This is a genomic window from Ruegeria sp. YKSD163, assembly GCF_059612905.1.
Map to the genome: position 1 here is coordinate 360,005 of NZ_JBXWRM010000001.1, position 15,741 is coordinate 375,745.

A 15,741-nucleotide genomic window follows, 5' to 3' on the forward strand; every position below is an offset into this window, starting at 1 on the left:
ATTGTTTCAACACCCTCCTCTCTCGGCAAGTGGGTTCGCAATGGCGGTGGATTTCCCCGAACGGCGGGCTATTGGTCCGGCGTGGCGTGTACCGCCAGAAGATCCAGTTCCGCCTCTTGCGGCTGGATGGTGCGATAGGTCTCGCGCACGCCAGCCTCGGTCAGCTCGCGCGCCACGGTCAACAGGGTGTTGGGGTCGTGCCCGTCACACAGATCGGCCATCTGCGCGATCTCGCCCCGCGCCACCTCCAGCGCCGCCTCGACCGAGGGGGCGCCGTAATGGCTTACGAAATGGCGGGCCAGGTTCTCGGCCAGCGCCGCCACCTCGCCCTCCTCGATCCGCGTCACCGCAACGAAGGTGACCCTCCCGAATGTCTCCAGCCCCAGCCAGCCATTGGCAAAGGCCTGTCGCGCCTTCCCCTCCAGATCGGCCTCGGACCAGTTCGAAAACTCGAACCCGCCCGAGACGCACCATTCGCCGGTGCGCGCCGGGCTGTGAAAGACCCTGAGGTCGCTTTCGTCGAAATGAATGGCGCGGGCCAGGTTCATGAGGGGTCCTCCAACAAGGCGGTCAGCGGGATCAGGCGGGTTTCGGCACCGGTACGGATCAGCATGCCGAACCGCTCGTCAACACCCAGAAAGGTCCCCGTGCAGTTCGCGCGCGTCACCTCTTCGCCGACGCCGCGCGCCAGGCCCAGCCATTCGGCATGCAGCGGCGCGTTGCCCTCGTCCTCCCACCGGTTGATCCAGGTCATCACATGGCGGGTCCAGCTTTCCAGCAGGGTGGTGGCGGCCACATCGGCGCAGCCTTCCTCATAAAGCGCGGTCTCGTCGGGATGCGCGCCGGGCATGTCCGAGGTGAGCAGCAGCGCCAGGTCGAGCCCGATCACCAGCCAGTCGGGCTGCACCTCTGGATCACGGGTCGAGGCGGCCACGCAAAGCCGCCCACAGCGCCCGCCGTTGACATGGATATCGCCGGCCCAGTCCAGATGCACCGCCACCTCGGGCGGGGCCAGCGCCCCCAGCGCGTTCTGGAACCCGACCGCACATAGCGGCAGCATCGCCATCGCATCGGCCAGCGCCACCTCGGGCGCCAGCACCAGCGCCGCACGCAGCCGGTCGGCCTGTACACTGTGCACCACCGTCCCGCCGTCACAGCCAAGCGCCGCCATGGCCCGCGCCCGCTCGAACGGATCGTCGCCCCCCTGGGCGGCGACGCCCTGCATCAGCGGCGGAAAGGTGGGCGCAGTCATGCCTGGCCCTTGGCGATCAGGTCACAGGCGATCCTGCGGAACGCCTCGGCCTGCGGGCTGTCGGGCTTGCTGACCACGATCGGCGCGCCGCCATCGGCGGCAACCCGGATATCCAGATGCAGCGGGATTTCTCCCAACAGCGGCACGCCCAGTTTCTCGGCCTCGGCCGCGACACCGCCATGACCGAACACATGCTCCTCATGCCCGCAATTGGAACAGATATGGGTCGACATGTTCTCGATCATGCCCAGGATCGGGGTCTTGAGCTGACGGAACATGTCGATGCCCTTGCGGGCGTCGATCAGCGCCACATCCTGTGGGGTCGAGACCACGATGGCGCCATCGACCGCGAATTTCTGGCTCAGTGTCAGTTGCACGTCGCCGGTCCCCGGCGGCAGGTCGACGATCAGCACGTCAAGGCCGCCCCATTGCACCTGGTTCATCATCTGTTGCAGCGCGCCCATCAGCATCGGACCGCGCCAGACCACCGCCTGCCCCTCGTTGGTCATCAGCCCCATCGACATCATGGTCACGCCATGATTGCGGAGCGGCAGGATGGTCTTGCCATCCGGGCTGGCCGGTCGGCCCGACACGCCCAACATGCGCGGTTGCGAGGGGCCATAGACATCGGCGTCCAAGAGGCCCACGCGCCGCCCTTCGGCGGCCAGCGCACAGGCGAGGTTGGCCGAGACGGTGGACTTGCCCACGCCGCCCTTGCCCGAGGCGACCGCCACGATGCGATCGACACCGGCGACCGGCTGCGGCCCCTGCGCCGCCGCCTTGGGGCGCGGCTTCAGTTCGGGCGGCGCCTTGTCGGAATGCGCCGTCATCATGGCCGAGACCTTGGCCACACCCTCGACCATCTGGGCGGCCTTCTCGGCGGCGGCGCGCACCGGCTCCATCCGCTCGGCCAGCTTGGGGTCGATCTCGATGACAAAACGCACGGTGTCGCCCTCGACATTGAGCGCGCGCACGATGCCGGCACTGACGATATCCTGTCCGGACACCGGGTCGGTGATCTTCTTGAGATTGGCCAGAACGGCCTCGCGCAGGCTCATGCGTCACCGTCCTTGATCAGGCCGGTGACCTCGTGGCTGACATCGAGCCCCTCGATCGTCAGCACCACACGGGCGCGAAAGCTGCCGCCCTCGGGGCTGCCCGCCTTGCGCAACCCCTCTTCGATCGCCTGCTGGCCGGTAACGCCCACCTGCTTGAGGAACTTACGCATCGACATGTTGTAATCGCCGCTCATGGCCCGGTCTCTCCTGTATCCCACGCGTCATTTGACGCAGTGCCCGCGCCGCCGTTAGGCTGCAGGACATGCGACATGCCCTCTTGTGCCTCAGCCTGCTCGCCTTCGCCACCCCCTGCATCGCGCAGGAGGCAATCGGTCTGGCCAGTCCCGAGGCCGTGACACGGTCGGGTCTTCTGCAACATATTCTGCCGCGCTTCTCGCTCAAGACCGGAATCCGCATTGTCGCGGATCCGGCAGGACCCATGCGGCTGGTCAGCGAGGGCAATGGCACCCGCGTGTTCCGGCAGGGCGATACGGTCTATCTGCTCCAGATAGCGGCCGAACCACGACAGGAGCGGTTTCGCGACTGGATGCGTTCGGAGATCGGTCAGCGCACCATCGAAAGCTTTACCCCCGCCGAAGGACCCGCATTCGTCGTTCTGAGGGACGAAACGGCGGCGGATGAGATTGTCGATTTCGAGGGCGACGCGGCGCTTGGGGCCAGCCTGGCCCAGGGTAAATGCGGACGCTGCCACGTGACAGGCGCCGAGAACAGGATGAAGGGGATCGGGTCGACCCCGTCTTTCGCGGTGCTGCGCAGCCTGCCCGACTGGGACGCGCGGTTTCAGCAATTCTATGTGCTGCGCCCGCATCCGGCCTTTACCCAGATACCGGGCATCACCGCGCCATTTGACGCCGAACGCCCGCCGCCGATCCATCCGGTGACGGTGACGGTCGACGAACTGGAGGCGATCCTGGCCTTTGTCGCGGCCACCGGCGCCGCTGATCTGGGTGCGCCGCTTATTTTGAAGTGACACGCACGACGGTCGAGGCCGGGCGCCCAGCAGATTTTTCGCCGAAAAATCTGCGCCTCCGGCGGGAGTATTTGGGGCGAAATGAAGAAAAGGGCGCCTATCAGTGATCCTTGCGTTTGGTGAAATAGTCCTCGGTTGTGACGGTTCTTGGTTTGGGCTTGGATGCGAAGGGATTGTTTTCCTGCTCGAAATGCGCGCCCACCCGACAATTGTCGCACATCTGGATCATGCGGGCCTGGGCGCTTTCAGAAAACATCGGATGTGAGCCGGCCAGTTTATCCATGATCCGCTCGACGGTGGAACGCACCCCGAAGAGCGTCCCGCATTCGATACAGGCAAAGGGCTCTTCCTCGTTCAGCACCTGCTGCCCCAGCGCCGCATCGGACAGGTCGAGCCGGGGCACCAGCGCGATTGCCTGTTCCGGGCAAATGGTCCGGCAGATGCCGCATTGCAGACAGGCGTCCTCCTGAAAGCTCAGCTGTGGCAGGTCGGGATTGTCGATCAGCGCCCCCGACGGGCAAAGCGACACGCAGCTGAGGCAGAGCGTGCAGGCATCTGTATCAACGGCCACCGCGCCATAGGGCGCGCCTTGCGGCAGATCCAGCACCGGCCCGCCGGGATTGAGGGCCTGCGCCGCCAGCCGGGTGATCTGGCGCCGGTTTCCAAGCGGCAGGACCGGGTCCGCAAGCGGTTCCGGCACCGGCGCGGCGTAAAGGTGATCCGAGAGCGCATCGGGATCGGCAATGTCGAGCAGTTCCAGCCGGCCCGCCCCTGCAATCGCCTCGGCCAGCGCCTGTTCGCGGATCAGCGCGTCGCGCTCGGTGCGGGGGCCGATAAGGACCGAGAGGCTGGCAAACCCATGCGCCAACGCCGCCAGCATCTCGGCATGGCCCAGGCCCGAAACGATGCCCAGCTCCAGCGGGATCAAATCCGCGGGCAACCCGCGCCCGAACCGGGCCGCAAGGCGGATCATCTCGGCCCCATGGGCATCATGCACCAGCAAGCGCGGCGCCACCCCGCCTGCCCCGCGATAGGCCCGTGCCAGCCGCTGCATCCGCGCCAAGAGCGTCGCTACGGTCGGTGCCTCGTAGGTGATCGCGGTCGAGGGGCAAAGCGCCGCGCAGGCGCCGCAGCCGGCACAGACCATCGGGGCGATCGCGACATGGTCCCCCGCCGGGGTGATTGCACCGGTCGGGCAGATATCGAGGCAATTGGAACACCCCCGCTGCCCGGCGCGGGAATGGGCGCACAGACTCTCATCGAGCCGCACATAGAGCGGTTTCTCGAACGTGCCGGTCAGCTGCACCGCCTCGAGCGCCAGCCGCGCCACCGCCAGCGGATCGCGCGGGTCGGCGCGCAGATAGCCCTCGCGCTTGTCGGGTGCCGGGACAAGGGGCGTTCCTCCGGTCAGGTCGATCACGATATCGCAGGCCGACTGCGCGCCATTGCGCGGCGGGTCAAAGGCAAAGGCACCCCGCCCGCCCGGCATCAACTGACGGAACCCGTCGATCCGGACGCGAAAGCCACCCAGCGCCCCCTCGATCCGCGTCAGCCGTCCCGCCACGACATCATATGCCCGGCTGAGTGGCGGTTCTTCGTCGCTCAGCAGCACCGTGACCACCAGCGCCCCGGCCAGCTGTTCAGCCAGACCGCAGGCCACATCCGCCGGACCGGCAATCAGGCAGGTGCCCTCGCTGATCACGTCGACCGCGGGTGGGGCTGCAACGGGCATCAGCGCCTCGGCGGCCAGCGCCGCCATCTTGGGCGTTGCCTGTGCGCCCTGATCCGACCAGCCCGCGCGGTCGCGCAAATCGACAAAGCCGGGCGTTTCGACTCCAAGTTCAGCGGCCAGATCGGTGAACACCGCCTGTTCCTGGCCACAGGCGATCACCACATCGCCCGCCTGCATCAGCTCTGCCGCCTTGCCGATCTCGTCGGTGCAGAGCGCGCGAAAGACCAGCGAACAGGCAGCACCGCAACCGCTGGCGATCCGTTCGCGGTCCAGGCTTTGGCTGCCGCCGCAATCGCACAAAATCAACGTCTCGGTCATATCGCTCCCCTTTCGCCCGGGGCCGAGCTTGGCCCAGCCCGGCCCGCCGGTAAAGCCCCCGATCGCGCCATCCAAACGGCATCGCATGAGAGGCACGAGCCATACTAAAGTCCTATTGCGCCTTGGCCGGATTTCATTTTGCGCACGAAACTGGTCAACTCTTCAGGCCAATCCGGGAAAAAGACTTGGCAGACCAGATATTCCGTCCCATAGTTTCCGATACGGAAAGAAGGGGAGAGCTTTCCGGGGAGGAGCATGTGGCCCAGGCCGCCAGAGTTCACATTGAGATGCCGCTGGGTGTTGTCGTCCGCAAAACACCGGGGGTGACCCGCTGGGCCCGGTGGTCGTGGCGGGCGGTTGCGGTGCTACCGGGCGCGGGGCCCGCCGACTGGGCCGAACTCAGGCGCGAGGGCGAGGCGGTCGAATATCACGCCGCCACCCTGCCCCTGACCCTCTGGGCCGCCGATGCCGAGGCTTACAGGATCAATCTGTCCGATGGTGTGCCCTCGATTTACCTGGTCCTGCGCGAAACCGACCAGGACGACCGCCCGCTCGAGGCGGTGCTGGTTACCGCCTCGCCCTACGAGGGGCAGGATTATGCCGATACGGCGGACGATATCGTGGAAAAGATCCCGATGACGCCGGGCTTGGTGGCCTGGGTGCGCGATTTCACCTTGCAGCACCACCATGCCGAACCTTTCGTCAAACGGCGGCGCGACCGCAAGCGGGTGGACCTGGTCGAGGATGGTCGCGGCGACGCGCGTATTCGACAACAGGGTGATGTCTATCGCGCGCCCAAACGGCGGTTGGTACAATGAGCGCGCGGGGCGATTTCTGGAGCCGCCGGCGCGCCGGTGTCGCGGCCGAAGAGCGGGCCGAGACGGCCGCGCTCGAGCTGCGCGCCCGGGCCGAGGCACAGGCCGAGCTGGAGCAGCAGGACGATGCCGAGATCCTGGCGCGGCTCGACCTGCCCGATCCCGACCTGCTGCAACCGGGCGATGATGTCAGCCGCTTCATGAGCGAGCTGGTGCCCGACCGTCTGCGCCGCCGGGCGCTGCGCCGTCTGTGGCGGCTGAACCCTGTGCTGGCCAATGTGGACGGGCTGGTGGATTACGGCGAGGATTTCACCGATGCGACCCGGGTGATCGAGGGGTTACAGACCGCCTATCAGGTGGGCCGGGGCATGCTGCTCCATGTCGAGGCGCTGGCGGCACAGACCGAGGCCGAGACCACACCCGAAACCGAAACTCCCGACCTGCCCGAAGACGAACCGCTGGCAATGGCTGCAACCGAGGCTGCACCCGCAGCCGAGGCGGGCAACGAGGCGGTCCCCTTGCGGGACCCCGAGGCGCCCGCGCCCCCTGCCCCGGTCATTGACGATGCCGACGACACCGCCCCACCCGCGCCCCGGCGCATGCGTTTCACCTTCGAAGGATAGGGAATGAACCGGACCGAAACAGCCCCATCACCGATCAGCGACGAGGACCGCCTGCGCGCGGATTTCTACAACTTCCTCGGCCTGCTTTTGTCGGCCCCGCCCGACCAGCTGCTGCTCGATCAGATCGCGGGCCTCTCGGGGGACGAGACCGATCTGGGCCAGGCCATCGGCGCGCTGGCCCGGGTGGCGCGCGTGACCAAACCCGCCGCCGCCGAACGCGAGTTCAGCGCGCTGTTCATCGGGCTGGGACGGGGTGAGCTATTGCCCTATGCCAGCTATTACCTGACCGGCTTCCTGAACGAAAAGCCGCTGGCCCAGCTGCGCCAGGACATGGCCGCCCGCGCCATCACCCGCGCCCCCAACGTGTTCGAACCCGAGGACAATATCGCCTCGCTGATGGAGATGATGGCGGGCATGATCGTAGGCCGGTTCTCGGCCCCCGCCCCGCTGGCCGATCAGCGCCTGTTCTGGTCGCGCCATATCGGCCCCTGGGCGGGGCATTTCTATTCGGATTTGGAAGGCGCCGAAGCGTCGGTCCTCTATGCCTCAGTCGGCTCCGCCGGCCGGGTGTTCATGGAGATCGAGCGCGAAGCCTTCCGGATGACGGCGGCCTGAGCCGCCTTTCGCCGGCATCCCCCGCCGGGGGGGCCAAACCCGCAAATGGAACAGGAGGTTTCCATGAGCAAGAAGACCAGAGAAGACGGCGCCAGCCGCCGGGACTTCCTGAAACTGGCCGGTACGGCGGCCCCTGCGGCGGTAGCCGCGGCGGCCCTGGGGGGCGAGGCCGAGGCGGCCGCGCTGCCCACCGACGAGACCCGCCTTCAAGACACCGCGCATACCCGCGCCTATCTGGACAGCGCCCGTTTCTGACGAATGGACGCCGTCATCCCCCGGCAGACGGTTGCGTGAGGCCCTGACGCCGGTTCCAACAGGTACCAAGCCAGCCACAACCAGTGGCCAGCACGGGAGGTAGAAGATGCTAAGGAAAAAGACCAACGGGGTTGCGCGACGCCCCCAGCGGAACTCGATCCTGTCCCAGGTCGGCGACAGCCATGTCGACCGCCGCGCGTTCCTGCGCGGTTCGGGTCTGGCGATCGGCGGCCTTGCCGCGATCAGCGCCACGGGCGGAACCGTGACGCAGGCCAGCGCCCAGACAGCCGCCGGATCGGCGGTTGAGACCGTGAAATCCGTCTGCACCCATTGTTCGGTGGGCTGCACCGTCGTCGCCGAAGTCAAGAACGGCGTCTGGATCGGGCAAGAGCCCGGCTGGGACAGCCCGTTCAACCTGGGCGCCCATTGCGCCAAGGGGGCCTCGGTCCGCGAGCACGCCCATGGCGAACGCCGCCTGAAATACCCGATGAAGAAAGAGGGTGGCGAGTGGAAGCAGATCAGCTGGGAACAGGCTATCGACGAGATCGGCGACGGCATGATGAAGATCCGCGCCGAAAGCGGCCCGGACAGCGTCTATTGGCTGGGTTCGGCCAAGCACAATAACGAACAGGCCTATCTGTTCCGTAAGTTCGCCGCCTATTGGGGCACGAACAACGTGGATCACCAGGCCCGTATCTGTCACTCGACGACCGTTGCAGGTGTTGCCAACACCTGGGGCTATGGCGCGATGACGAACAGCTATAACGACATCCACAATTCCAAGGCCATCTTCATCATCGGCGGCAACCCTGCCGAGGCGCATCCCGTCTCGCTGCTGCATGTGCTGAAGGCCAAGGAACAGAACAACGCGCCGCTCATCGTCTGCGACCCGCGCTTTACCCGCACGGCGGCCCATGCCGATGAATATGTCCGCTTCCGTCCCGGCACGGACGTGGCCCTGGTCTGGGGCATTCTTTGGCACATCTTCGAGAACGGCTGGGAGGACAAGGAGTTCATCCGCACCCGTGTCTGGGGCATGGACCAGATCAAGGCCGAGGTGGCCAACTGGACACCCGAAGAGACCGAGCGCGTGACCGGCGTGCCCGGCAGCCAGCTGAAACGTGTGGCCCGTACCATGGCCAACAACCGTCCCGGCACCGTGATCTGGTGCATGGGCGGCACCCAGCACACCAATGGCAACAACAACACCCGCGCCTATTGCGTGCTCCAGCTGGCGCTGGGCAACATGGGCACCTCGGGCGGCGGTACCAATATCTTCCGTGGCCATGACAACGTGCAGGGCGCAACCGATCTGGGCGTGCTCAGCCACACCCTGCCCGGCTATTACGGCCTGACCGCAGGCGCCTGGGCCCATTGGGCGCGTGTCTGGGGCGAGGATCTGGACTGGCTCAAGGGACAGTTTGCCTCGATCAAGGACAAGGATGGCAAGGACAAGCCGCTGATGAACGAAAGCGGCATCCCGGTCAGCCGCTGGATCGACGGCGTGCTGGAAGATCCCGCCAACATGGATCAGGACAACAATGTCCGTGCCATGGTGCTGTGGGGCCACGCGCCCAACAGCCAGACGCGCGGGCCGGAAATGAAGTCGGCGATGGAAAAGCTCGACATGCTTGTCGTGATCGACCCCTATCCCACCGTCTCGGCCGTGATGCATGACCGCACCGACGGGGTCTATCTGCTGCCCGCGTGCACGCAGTTCGAAACCCGTGGTTCGGTCACCGCGTCCAACCGCTCGCTGCAATGGCGCGACAAGGTGGTCGATCCGCTGTTCGAAAGCCTGCCGGACGAGGTCATCATGGCCAAGTTCGCCAACAAGTTCGGCTGGGCCGACCGGCTGTTCCGCAATATCGAGATGGACGACCCGGAAACGCCCAATGTCGAGAGCATCACCCGCGAGTTCAATGCGGGCCTCTGGACGATCGGCTATACCGGCCAGTCGCCCGAGCGGATCAAGAGCCACATGGCCAATCAGCACACCTTCGACCGCACGACATTGCAGGCGGTGGGCGGTCCCAACGATGGCGAATACTATGGTCTGCCATGGCCCTGCTGGGGCACGGCGGAGATGGGCCATCCCGGCACGCCGAACCTCTATGACATGTCCAAACCGGTGGCCGAGGGCGGGCTGTGCTTCCGCGCCCGGTTCGGGGTGGAACGCGACGGCGACAACCTGCTGGCCGAGGGCGTGTCGAACCCGGGCGCCGAAATTCAGGACGGATACCCTGAATTCACCATGCAGATGCTGATGGATCTGGGATGGGACGGCGATCTGACCGCCGAGGAACACGCCGCCATCGACGCGGTGGCCGGACCCAAGACCAACTGGAAGACCGACCTTTCGGGCGGTATCCAGCGGGTGGCGATCAAGCATGGCTGCGCGCCCTTCGGCAATGCCAAGGCCCGTGCCGTGGTCTGGACCTTCCCCGACCCGATCCCGCTGCATCGCGAGCCGCTCTATACCAACCGGCGCGACCTGGTGGCCGATTATCCCACCTATGAGGACCGGCATGCCTATCGCCTGCCTACCCTCTATGCCTCGATCCAGAAGAACGACTTTTCAAAGGATTATCCGATAATCCTGACGTCGGGCCGTCTGGTCGAATACGAGGGTGGCGGTGATGAGACCCGGTCGAACCCCTGGCTGGCCGAATTGCAGCAGGACATGTTCGTCGAGATCAACCCGCGCGATGCCAACAATCTGGGCATTCGCGACGGGCAACAGGTCTGGGTCGAGGGCCCCGAGGGCGGCAAGGTCAAGGTAATGGCGATGCTGACCGAACGGGTCGGCGCCGGCGTGGCCTTTATGCCGTTCCATTTCGGCGGCCACTTCCAGGGTGCCGATCTGCGCGAGAAATACCCCAAGGGCGCCGATCCCTTTGTGTTGGGCGAGGCCTCGAACACCGCGCAGACCTATGGCTATGACTCGGTGACCCAGATGCAGGAGACCAAGGCCACTCTCTGCAAGATCTCGGCAGCGTAAGGAGGACTGAAAATGGCAAGAGCAAAGTTTCTCTGTGACGCCGAGCGCTGCATCGAGTGCAACGCCTGCGTGACCGCCTGCAAGAACGAGCACGAAGTGCCCTGGGGCATCAACCGCCGCAGGGTGGTGACGATCAATGACGGCAAACCGGGCGAACGCTCGATCTCGGTGGCCTGCATGCATTGCTCGGACGCACCCTGCATGGCGGTCTGCCCGGTGGACTGCTTCTATCAGACCGAAGACGGTGTGGTGCTGCATTCCAAGGATCTGTGCATCGGCTGCGGCTATTGCTTCTACGCGTGCCCGTTTGGCGCGCCGCAATATCCGCAGGCGGGCAATTTCGGATCGCGCGGCAAGATGGACAAGTGCACTTTCTGCGCCGGTGGCCCGGAAGAGACCCATTCGACGGCTGAATTCGCCAAATACGGGCGCAACCGGATCGCCGAGGGCAAGCTGCCCATCTGCGCAGAGATGTGTTCCACCAAGGCGCTTCTGGCCGGTGACGGCGACGTGGTGTCAGCCATCTATCGCGAACGCGTCGTGGCGCGCGGTTTCGGCACCGGCGCCTGGGGCTGGGGCACGGCCTATGACCAGAAAGGCGGCTGACACCGTCAAACCCTGCGGCGCATCATCTTTGCGCCGCAGGACCAAGAATTTTCTACGAAAATTCTCGCGCCGCCGCGCTGTTTTGCGGTTCTTCGGCGGTGCGGTTTGCACATGAGGTTCCGATGCCGGTTCTGCGACTTCTGATCTGTCTGCTCTGTCTTGCCCTGCCCGCCGTGGCGCAGGAGGCCACGCCGGATCGCTCCGCCACCGGCGGCGCCACCACGCTTGAGGACATTCTGGCCCGGCAACGTGGCGAGGTGGTTGACGATGCCTATCGCTCCACCAACACCGGCAGCCAGACAGCACCGCTCGAGGCGCAGTTAGGCGTACGCGGCGGCGCCTCGGACAGCGAGATTTACCGCGCCCTGCGTTATGGCGCGGCGGATGTCACCGTCTCGGCGCGCGGCCCCGCCGCCGATGTGATCATCCAGGACGATGGCATGTGGTGGCTGACCCTGCGCGAGGGCGCGCTGCGCGATTATGGCACCTATGCGCTGGGGGGCATGATCGTCGTTCTGGCCCTGTTCTATTTGCTGCGTGGCCGCATCCGCATCGACGGCGTAAAGACCGGGCGCAGCGTGACCCGCTTTGCCGCCTTCGAGCGGTTCGGGCATTGGCTGTTTGCCGGGTCCTTTCTGGTGCTTGCAGCGTCGGGCCTGATCACGCTATATGGCCGCGACTTCCTGATCCCGCTCTTGGGCAAAGAGGCCTTTGCCACCCTCGCGCTGGCCTGCAAATGGGTGCATAACAACATCGCCTGGGCCTTCATGCTTGGACTGGCCATCGTGACGGTGAACTGGATCGCCCATAACATCCCCAACCGGCATGACCTGAAATGGCTGGCCGTGGGCGGTGGCCTGTTCAGCAAGGGCATGCATCCGCCCGCGAAGAAATTCAACGCCGGGCAAAAGATCATTTTCTGGCTGTGTATCCTGCTTGGCCTGTCGATTTCTCTCTCGGGCCTGTCGCTGCTGTTTCCCTTTGAAATGCCGATGTTTGCCAAGACCTTTGCGCTGGCCAATGCCACCGGCCTGCCGCAGGCCATGGGACTGTCCCTGCCCGAGGTGATGACCCCGCATCAGGAAATGCAGTACGCCCAGCTCTGGCACCTGATCGTGGCCTTTGCGTTCATCACCATCATCATCGCCCATATCTATCTGGGTTCGCTGGGGATGGAGGGCGCGTTCGATGCCATGGGCTCGGGCGAGGTCGAGGAGCAATGGGCCCGCGAACATCATTCGCTGTGGCTGGACGAGGTGAAATCGGCCGAGGCCAGCAAGGCCAGGCCCAGCCCGGCGGAATAATGCGGGCGCTGGCGCTGGCGCTGCTGCTCTGGCCCGCCTGCGCGGCGGCAGAGTTCTTTACCCTCAAGGGTCATGGCGGGCCGGTCATGGGCATTGCCGTTGGCCCAGAGGGGCAGATCGCCACCGCCAGTTTCGACAATTCCGTGGGTCTCTGGGCCGGGCGGACGCCGCACTGGTTCGAAGGACACGAGGCCGCCGTCAACACGGTAGCGTTTCAGCGCGGCACGCTCTACTCGGCAGGCGACGATTTCACCCTGCGCCGCTGGCCCGAGGGCGCTGTGCTGGGCCGCCACAAGGGCAAGATCACCGGTCTTGCCCTGTCGGACACCCTCGCCGCCACCGCCAGCTGGGACGGTACCATCGGCCTCTGGCCACTGGACGGCTCGGCGCCGCGCAGCCTTGATGCCGGCAGCGGCGTGAATGCGGTCGCCTTCTCTTCCGATGGGGCTCAGCTATATTCCGCTGGCATGGATGGCGTGCTGCGGCTTTGGGATGTTGCGAGCGGCAGCGAACGGCGCCAGATCACCCGGCACGGGTTCGGCATCAACGAGATCGCTCTGAATGCGCCTGACGGCTGGTTGGCCTATGGCGCGGTCGACGGGGTGACACGGGTGATTGACCTTGCCACCGGGGCCGAGCGCGACTTTACCCTCGACCGCCGCCCGGTTCTGGCGCTGGCACTCAGCCCCGACCGCAGCCAGCTCGCTGTGGGCGATGGCGAGGGCTATATCATGGTGATCGACACAGACAGCTGGCGCATCGCCCGCGACTTCCGCGCCACCCTGCGCGGCCCGGTCTGGGCGCTGGCCTTTTCTCCCGATGGCGCGAATATCCACGCCGGTGGGATTGACGATACGATGTACAGTTGGCCGGTGGCCTCGCTTTCGGAACATGGCAAGATGGCGGGGGGCGAGCGCAGCTTTCTGAAATCCCCCCAGGAAATGGACAATGGCGAGCGGCAATTCGCACGCAAATGCTCCATCTGCCACACGCTGACCGCTGATGGCGGACGTCGGGCCGGTCCCACGCTGTACCAGATAATCGGTCGGCGCGCCGGAACACTGCCGGGCTATCTCTATTCCGACGCGCTGGCCGGTTCGGATATCGTCTGGACCGAGGACAGCATCAATTCGCTTTTCGATCTGGGCCCGGACCATTACATTCCGGGTTCTAAGATGCCCATGCAACGGATCACCGGCGCCCAGGACCGCGCCGACCTGATCGCCTATCTGCGCCGGGCCACCCTGGCAAAGGAGCAGCCATGAAAGCCTTTCTCAGCGCCGTTGTCCTGATGGCCATCATCACCGTCGCCGCGCCGCAGATACTGAGCCGTGCGGGCTTTTCCGCCGCTGAACGCGGCACCGGCGCGGATGTGCGTCTCGACTGAATGGCCGAGTTCCTGACCACCCGAGAGCTGGCCGATCTGCTCAGGATCGGCGAGCGCAAGGCCTATGACCTCGCCGCCTCGGGCGAGGTGCCGCATGTGCGCGCCATGGGCAAGCTGCTGTTTCCCCGCGCCGAAGTGCTGGCCTGGCTCAACGCCTCGCGCGCGGGGCCGCGCGTGGCCGAGCCGCCGCTGCCCCCGATCCTGGCTGGCAGCCACGACCCTCTGCTCGACTGGGCGCTGAGAGAGAGCGGCGCCGGGCTGGCCACCTATTACGACGGCTCCTTTGACGGCCTGGTCCGGCTAAAGGCGCGCAGCGCCCAGGCCGCGGCGCTGCATATCCGCGAGGCAGACGGATTCAACACCACGTCCCTGAGGGACGCGGTCGGAGAGGCGCCGGTAGTGCTGATCGAAATCGCGCGGCGCCAGCGCGGTTTGCTGCTGGCACCCGGGATCACTGGCATCGGAGGGATCGCCGATCTGCGCGGGCGCAGGGTTGCAATGCGCCAATCCAGTGCCGCCAGCCAGCACCTGTTCCTTGCCGAACTGGGGAAACTGGGCCTCTCCCCCGCCGATCTCGCCCCAGACCCCACCTGCGCCCGCACCGAAGAGGACCTCGCCCAGCTTCTGCAATCGGGCAAGGCCGAGGCGGGCTTTGGCCTGGGCGCCCTTGCGACGCCCTACGGGCTTGGCTTCATCCCCACCCATGAGGAGCGGTTCGACCTGGCTATCTGGCGCCGTGCCGTATTCGATCCACCGATGACCCGGCTGATGGCCTTCCTGCGAAGCCCCGCCTTTGCTGCCCGCGCCGCCGAGATGGGGGGGTACGACATCAGCAACCTCGGCACCGTCCATCACAATGGCGCCAGCGGTTGACCGCATCTTTCCTTTTCATTTCGCCGCAAATACTCCCGCCGGAGGCGAGATTTTTTGACGAAAAATCTCTCCCTGCCGCACCCGTGCCAGACTATTTCGCGTTCGGGAAAAACAGCTGCTGGCCGTCCAGCGTGTAGCCCACAATCGCCGCCTGCCCGTCCGCACCGGTCAGCCAGTCAATGAACCGCTGCCCCGCTTCGGCCTTGACACCGGGATGCTTGTCCGGGTTGACCAGGATCACGCCATACTGGTTGAACAGCCGTACATCGCCCTCCACCGCCACAACAAGGTCACCCTTGTTGGCAAAGGCGATCCAGGTGGCGCGATCGGTCAGCGCATAGGCGCCCATGCCAGCGGCCAGGTTCAGCGTCGCCCCCATGCCAGAGCCGGTCTCGCGATACCATCCGCCCGAGGCGGCAGTCACGTCGATACCCGCACTCTGCCAGTGGCGCAGTTCCGCCTTGTGGGTGCCGCTGTCATCCCCGCGCGAGGCAAAGGGCGCCCCCACCTCCGCAATCGCACTCAGCGCCGCCACGATATCACTGCCACCGCGCACGCCTGCCGGATCCGAGGCCGGGCCGACCAGCACGAAATCATTGTACATCACATCAAGACGTTCGACACCCCAGCCCTCGGCCACGAATTTCTCCTCGGCCGCCTTTGCATGCACCAGCAGCACATCGCCATCACCATTGGCGGCGTTCTTGATCGCCTGACCGGTCCCTACCGCGACCACCCGCACCTCGATTCCGCTCTCGGCCTCGAAGGCAGGCAGGATATGGTCCAGCAGTCCCGAATTCTGGGTGGAGGTGGTGGATTGCACCACGATGAATTCTCCCGCCTGCGCCAATGTGCCCGCCATCAGGCCAAGCGCAAGAGCGCCCGCGCGGAAAACGGTTCCGATCATGTCT

The 15,741-nt window shown here is 65.7% G+C and carries 17 protein-coding genes; 11 read left to right on the forward strand and 6 right to left on the reverse strand.

The genetic code is table 11. From position 1 onward, the window contains the following. Positions 1-68: 68 nt before the first annotated feature. The 4 genes from AC2FNA_RS01720 to AC2FNA_RS01735 are packed head-to-tail and all read right to left on the reverse strand — an operon-like array spanning position 69 to position 2,504. Positions 69-548 (reverse strand): DUF6505 family protein, encoded by a 480-nt coding sequence (locus tag AC2FNA_RS01720; protein ID WP_496823956.1) that lies wholly within the window; start codon positions 546-548, stop codon positions 69-71. Further along, positions 545-1,252 (reverse strand): DUF4444 domain-containing protein, encoded by a 708-nt coding sequence (locus tag AC2FNA_RS01725; RefSeq protein WP_496823957.1) that lies wholly within the window; start codon positions 1,250-1,252, stop codon positions 545-547. The genes AC2FNA_RS01720 and AC2FNA_RS01725 overlap by 4 nt, the downstream gene beginning before the upstream one ends. Continuing rightward, a complete protein-coding gene (locus AC2FNA_RS01730; RefSeq protein ID WP_496823959.1) occupies positions 1,249-2,310 on the reverse strand; it encodes an Mrp/NBP35 family ATP-binding protein in 1,062 nt (353 codons plus the stop codon). Before AC2FNA_RS01730 ends, AC2FNA_RS01725 begins: the two co-directional genes overlap by 4 nt. Then, the gene (locus tag AC2FNA_RS01735; RefSeq protein ID WP_234136550.1) at positions 2,307-2,504 is read right to left on the reverse strand and encodes a DUF6494 family protein; all 198 of its coding nucleotides are present in this window, start codon (positions 2,502-2,504) and stop codon (positions 2,307-2,309) included. Before AC2FNA_RS01735 ends, AC2FNA_RS01730 begins: the two co-directional genes overlap by 4 nt. A gap of 68 nt (positions 2,505-2,572) precedes the next feature. Here AC2FNA_RS01735 and AC2FNA_RS01740 point away from each other — a divergent pair, with 68 nt between their 5' ends. Next, the gene (locus AC2FNA_RS01740; RefSeq protein ID WP_496823962.1) at positions 2,573-3,301 is read left to right on the forward strand and encodes a hypothetical protein; all 729 of its coding nucleotides are present in this window, start codon (positions 2,573-2,575) and stop codon (positions 3,299-3,301) included. Positions 3,302-3,401: 100 nt separating this feature from the next. Here AC2FNA_RS01740 and AC2FNA_RS01745 read toward each other — a convergent pair whose 3' ends face one another. Then, positions 3,402-5,351 carry a 4Fe-4S binding protein gene (locus AC2FNA_RS01745; RefSeq protein ID WP_496823964.1) on the reverse strand — a complete coding sequence of 650 codons (1,950 nt, stop codon included), beginning with the start codon at positions 5,349-5,351 and terminating at the stop codon, positions 3,402-3,404. Positions 5,352-5,638: 287 nt separating this feature from the next. Here AC2FNA_RS01745 and AC2FNA_RS01750 point away from each other — a divergent pair, with 287 nt between their 5' ends. The 10 genes from AC2FNA_RS01750 (at position 5,639) to AC2FNA_RS01795 (ending at position 14,830) form a co-directional block, all read left to right on the forward strand. Continuing rightward, entirely contained in the window at positions 5,639-6,169 is a 531-nt protein-coding gene (locus AC2FNA_RS01750) for a DUF3305 domain-containing protein (RefSeq protein WP_496823966.1), read from the forward strand. Beyond that, positions 6,166-6,789, forward strand: coding sequence for a DUF3306 domain-containing protein (locus AC2FNA_RS01755; protein ID WP_496823967.1), 624 nt, complete (start codon positions 6,166-6,168; stop codon positions 6,787-6,789). Before AC2FNA_RS01750 ends, AC2FNA_RS01755 begins: the two co-directional genes overlap by 4 nt. Positions 6,790-6,792: 3 nt before the next feature. Continuing rightward, positions 6,793-7,404, forward strand: a complete 612-nt coding sequence (locus AC2FNA_RS01760; protein WP_496823969.1) for a TorD/DmsD family molecular chaperone — start codon at positions 6,793-6,795, stop codon at positions 7,402-7,404. A 63-nt stretch (positions 7,405-7,467) separates the two neighbouring features. Next, positions 7,468-7,659, forward strand: a complete 192-nt coding sequence (locus AC2FNA_RS01765) for a twin-arginine translocation signal domain-containing protein (RefSeq protein ID WP_496823971.1) — start codon at positions 7,468-7,470, stop codon at positions 7,657-7,659. 106 nt (positions 7,660-7,765) lie between these two features. Continuing rightward, positions 7,766-10,660 (forward strand): formate dehydrogenase subunit alpha, encoded by a 2,895-nt coding sequence (locus AC2FNA_RS01770; RefSeq protein ID WP_496823973.1) that lies wholly within the window; start codon positions 7,766-7,768, stop codon positions 10,658-10,660. 12 nt (positions 10,661-10,672) lie between these two features. Continuing rightward, positions 10,673-11,266, forward strand: coding sequence for a formate dehydrogenase FDH3 subunit beta (fdh3B, locus tag AC2FNA_RS01775; protein WP_011047528.1), 594 nt, complete (start codon positions 10,673-10,675; stop codon positions 11,264-11,266). A 122-nt stretch (positions 11,267-11,388) separates the two neighbouring features. Continuing rightward, on the forward strand, positions 11,389-12,570 hold the full coding sequence (locus AC2FNA_RS01780) for a formate dehydrogenase subunit gamma (RefSeq protein ID WP_496823975.1): 1,182 nt from the start codon (positions 11,389-11,391) through the stop codon (positions 12,568-12,570). Further along, a complete protein-coding gene (locus AC2FNA_RS01785) occupies positions 12,570-13,835 on the forward strand; it encodes a c-type cytochrome (protein ID WP_496823977.1) in 1,266 nt (421 codons plus the stop codon). Before AC2FNA_RS01780 ends, AC2FNA_RS01785 begins: the two co-directional genes overlap by 1 nt. Continuing rightward, positions 13,832-13,957, forward strand: a complete 126-nt coding sequence (locus tag AC2FNA_RS01790; RefSeq protein ID WP_496823979.1) for a hypothetical protein — start codon at positions 13,832-13,834, stop codon at positions 13,955-13,957. Before AC2FNA_RS01785 ends, AC2FNA_RS01790 begins: the two co-directional genes overlap by 4 nt. Continuing rightward, a complete protein-coding gene (locus AC2FNA_RS01795; protein ID WP_496823981.1) occupies positions 13,958-14,830 on the forward strand; it encodes a substrate-binding domain-containing protein in 873 nt (290 codons plus the stop codon). 91 nt (positions 14,831-14,921) lie between these two features. Here AC2FNA_RS01795 and AC2FNA_RS01800 read toward each other — a convergent pair whose 3' ends face one another. Beyond that, a complete protein-coding gene (locus AC2FNA_RS01800) occupies positions 14,922-15,737 on the reverse strand; it encodes an ABC transporter substrate-binding protein (protein ID WP_496823983.1) in 816 nt (271 codons plus the stop codon). Between the last annotated feature and the right edge of the window lie 4 nt (positions 15,738-15,741).

Excerpts from the sequence above, each read along its gene's own strand:
- AC2FNA_RS01720 (WP_496823956.1), bottom strand. The coding sequence starts at position 548 with ATGAACCTGGCCCGCGCCATTCATTTCGACGAAAGCGACCTCAGGGTC.
- AC2FNA_RS01725 (WP_496823957.1), bottom strand. The coding sequence starts at position 1,252 with ATGACTGCGCCCACCTTTCCGCCGCTGATGCAGGGCGTCGCCGCCCAG.
- AC2FNA_RS01730 (WP_496823959.1), bottom strand. The coding sequence starts at position 2,310 with ATGAGCCTGCGCGAGGCCGTTCTGGCCAATCTCAAGAAGATCACCGAC.
- AC2FNA_RS01735 (WP_234136550.1), bottom strand. The coding sequence starts at position 2,504 with ATGAGCGGCGATTACAACATGTCGATGCGTAAGTTCCTCAAGCAGGTG.
- AC2FNA_RS01740 (WP_496823962.1), top strand. The coding sequence starts at position 2,573 with ATGCGACATGCCCTCTTGTGCCTCAGCCTGCTCGCCTTCGCCACCCCC.
- AC2FNA_RS01745 (WP_496823964.1), bottom strand. The coding sequence starts at position 5,351 with ATGACCGAGACGTTGATTTTGTGCGATTGCGGCGGCAGCCAAAGCCTG.
- AC2FNA_RS01750 (WP_496823966.1), top strand. The coding sequence starts at position 5,639 with ATGCCGCTGGGTGTTGTCGTCCGCAAAACACCGGGGGTGACCCGCTGG.
- AC2FNA_RS01755 (WP_496823967.1), top strand. The coding sequence starts at position 6,166 with ATGAGCGCGCGGGGCGATTTCTGGAGCCGCCGGCGCGCCGGTGTCGCG.
- AC2FNA_RS01760 (WP_496823969.1), top strand. The coding sequence starts at position 6,793 with ATGAACCGGACCGAAACAGCCCCATCACCGATCAGCGACGAGGACCGC.
- AC2FNA_RS01765 (WP_496823971.1), top strand. The coding sequence starts at position 7,468 with ATGAGCAAGAAGACCAGAGAAGACGGCGCCAGCCGCCGGGACTTCCTG.
- AC2FNA_RS01770 (WP_496823973.1), top strand. The coding sequence starts at position 7,766 with ATGCTAAGGAAAAAGACCAACGGGGTTGCGCGACGCCCCCAGCGGAAC.
- fdh3B (WP_011047528.1), top strand. The coding sequence starts at position 10,673 with ATGGCAAGAGCAAAGTTTCTCTGTGACGCCGAGCGCTGCATCGAGTGC.
- AC2FNA_RS01780 (WP_496823975.1), top strand. The coding sequence starts at position 11,389 with ATGCCGGTTCTGCGACTTCTGATCTGTCTGCTCTGTCTTGCCCTGCCC.
- AC2FNA_RS01785 (WP_496823977.1), top strand. The coding sequence starts at position 12,570 with ATGCGGGCGCTGGCGCTGGCGCTGCTGCTCTGGCCCGCCTGCGCGGCG.
- AC2FNA_RS01790 (WP_496823979.1), top strand. The coding sequence starts at position 13,832 with ATGAAAGCCTTTCTCAGCGCCGTTGTCCTGATGGCCATCATCACCGTC.
- AC2FNA_RS01795 (WP_496823981.1), top strand. The coding sequence starts at position 13,958 with ATGGCCGAGTTCCTGACCACCCGAGAGCTGGCCGATCTGCTCAGGATC.
- AC2FNA_RS01800 (WP_496823983.1), bottom strand. The coding sequence starts at position 15,737 with ATGATCGGAACCGTTTTCCGCGCGGGCGCTCTTGCGCTTGGCCTGATG.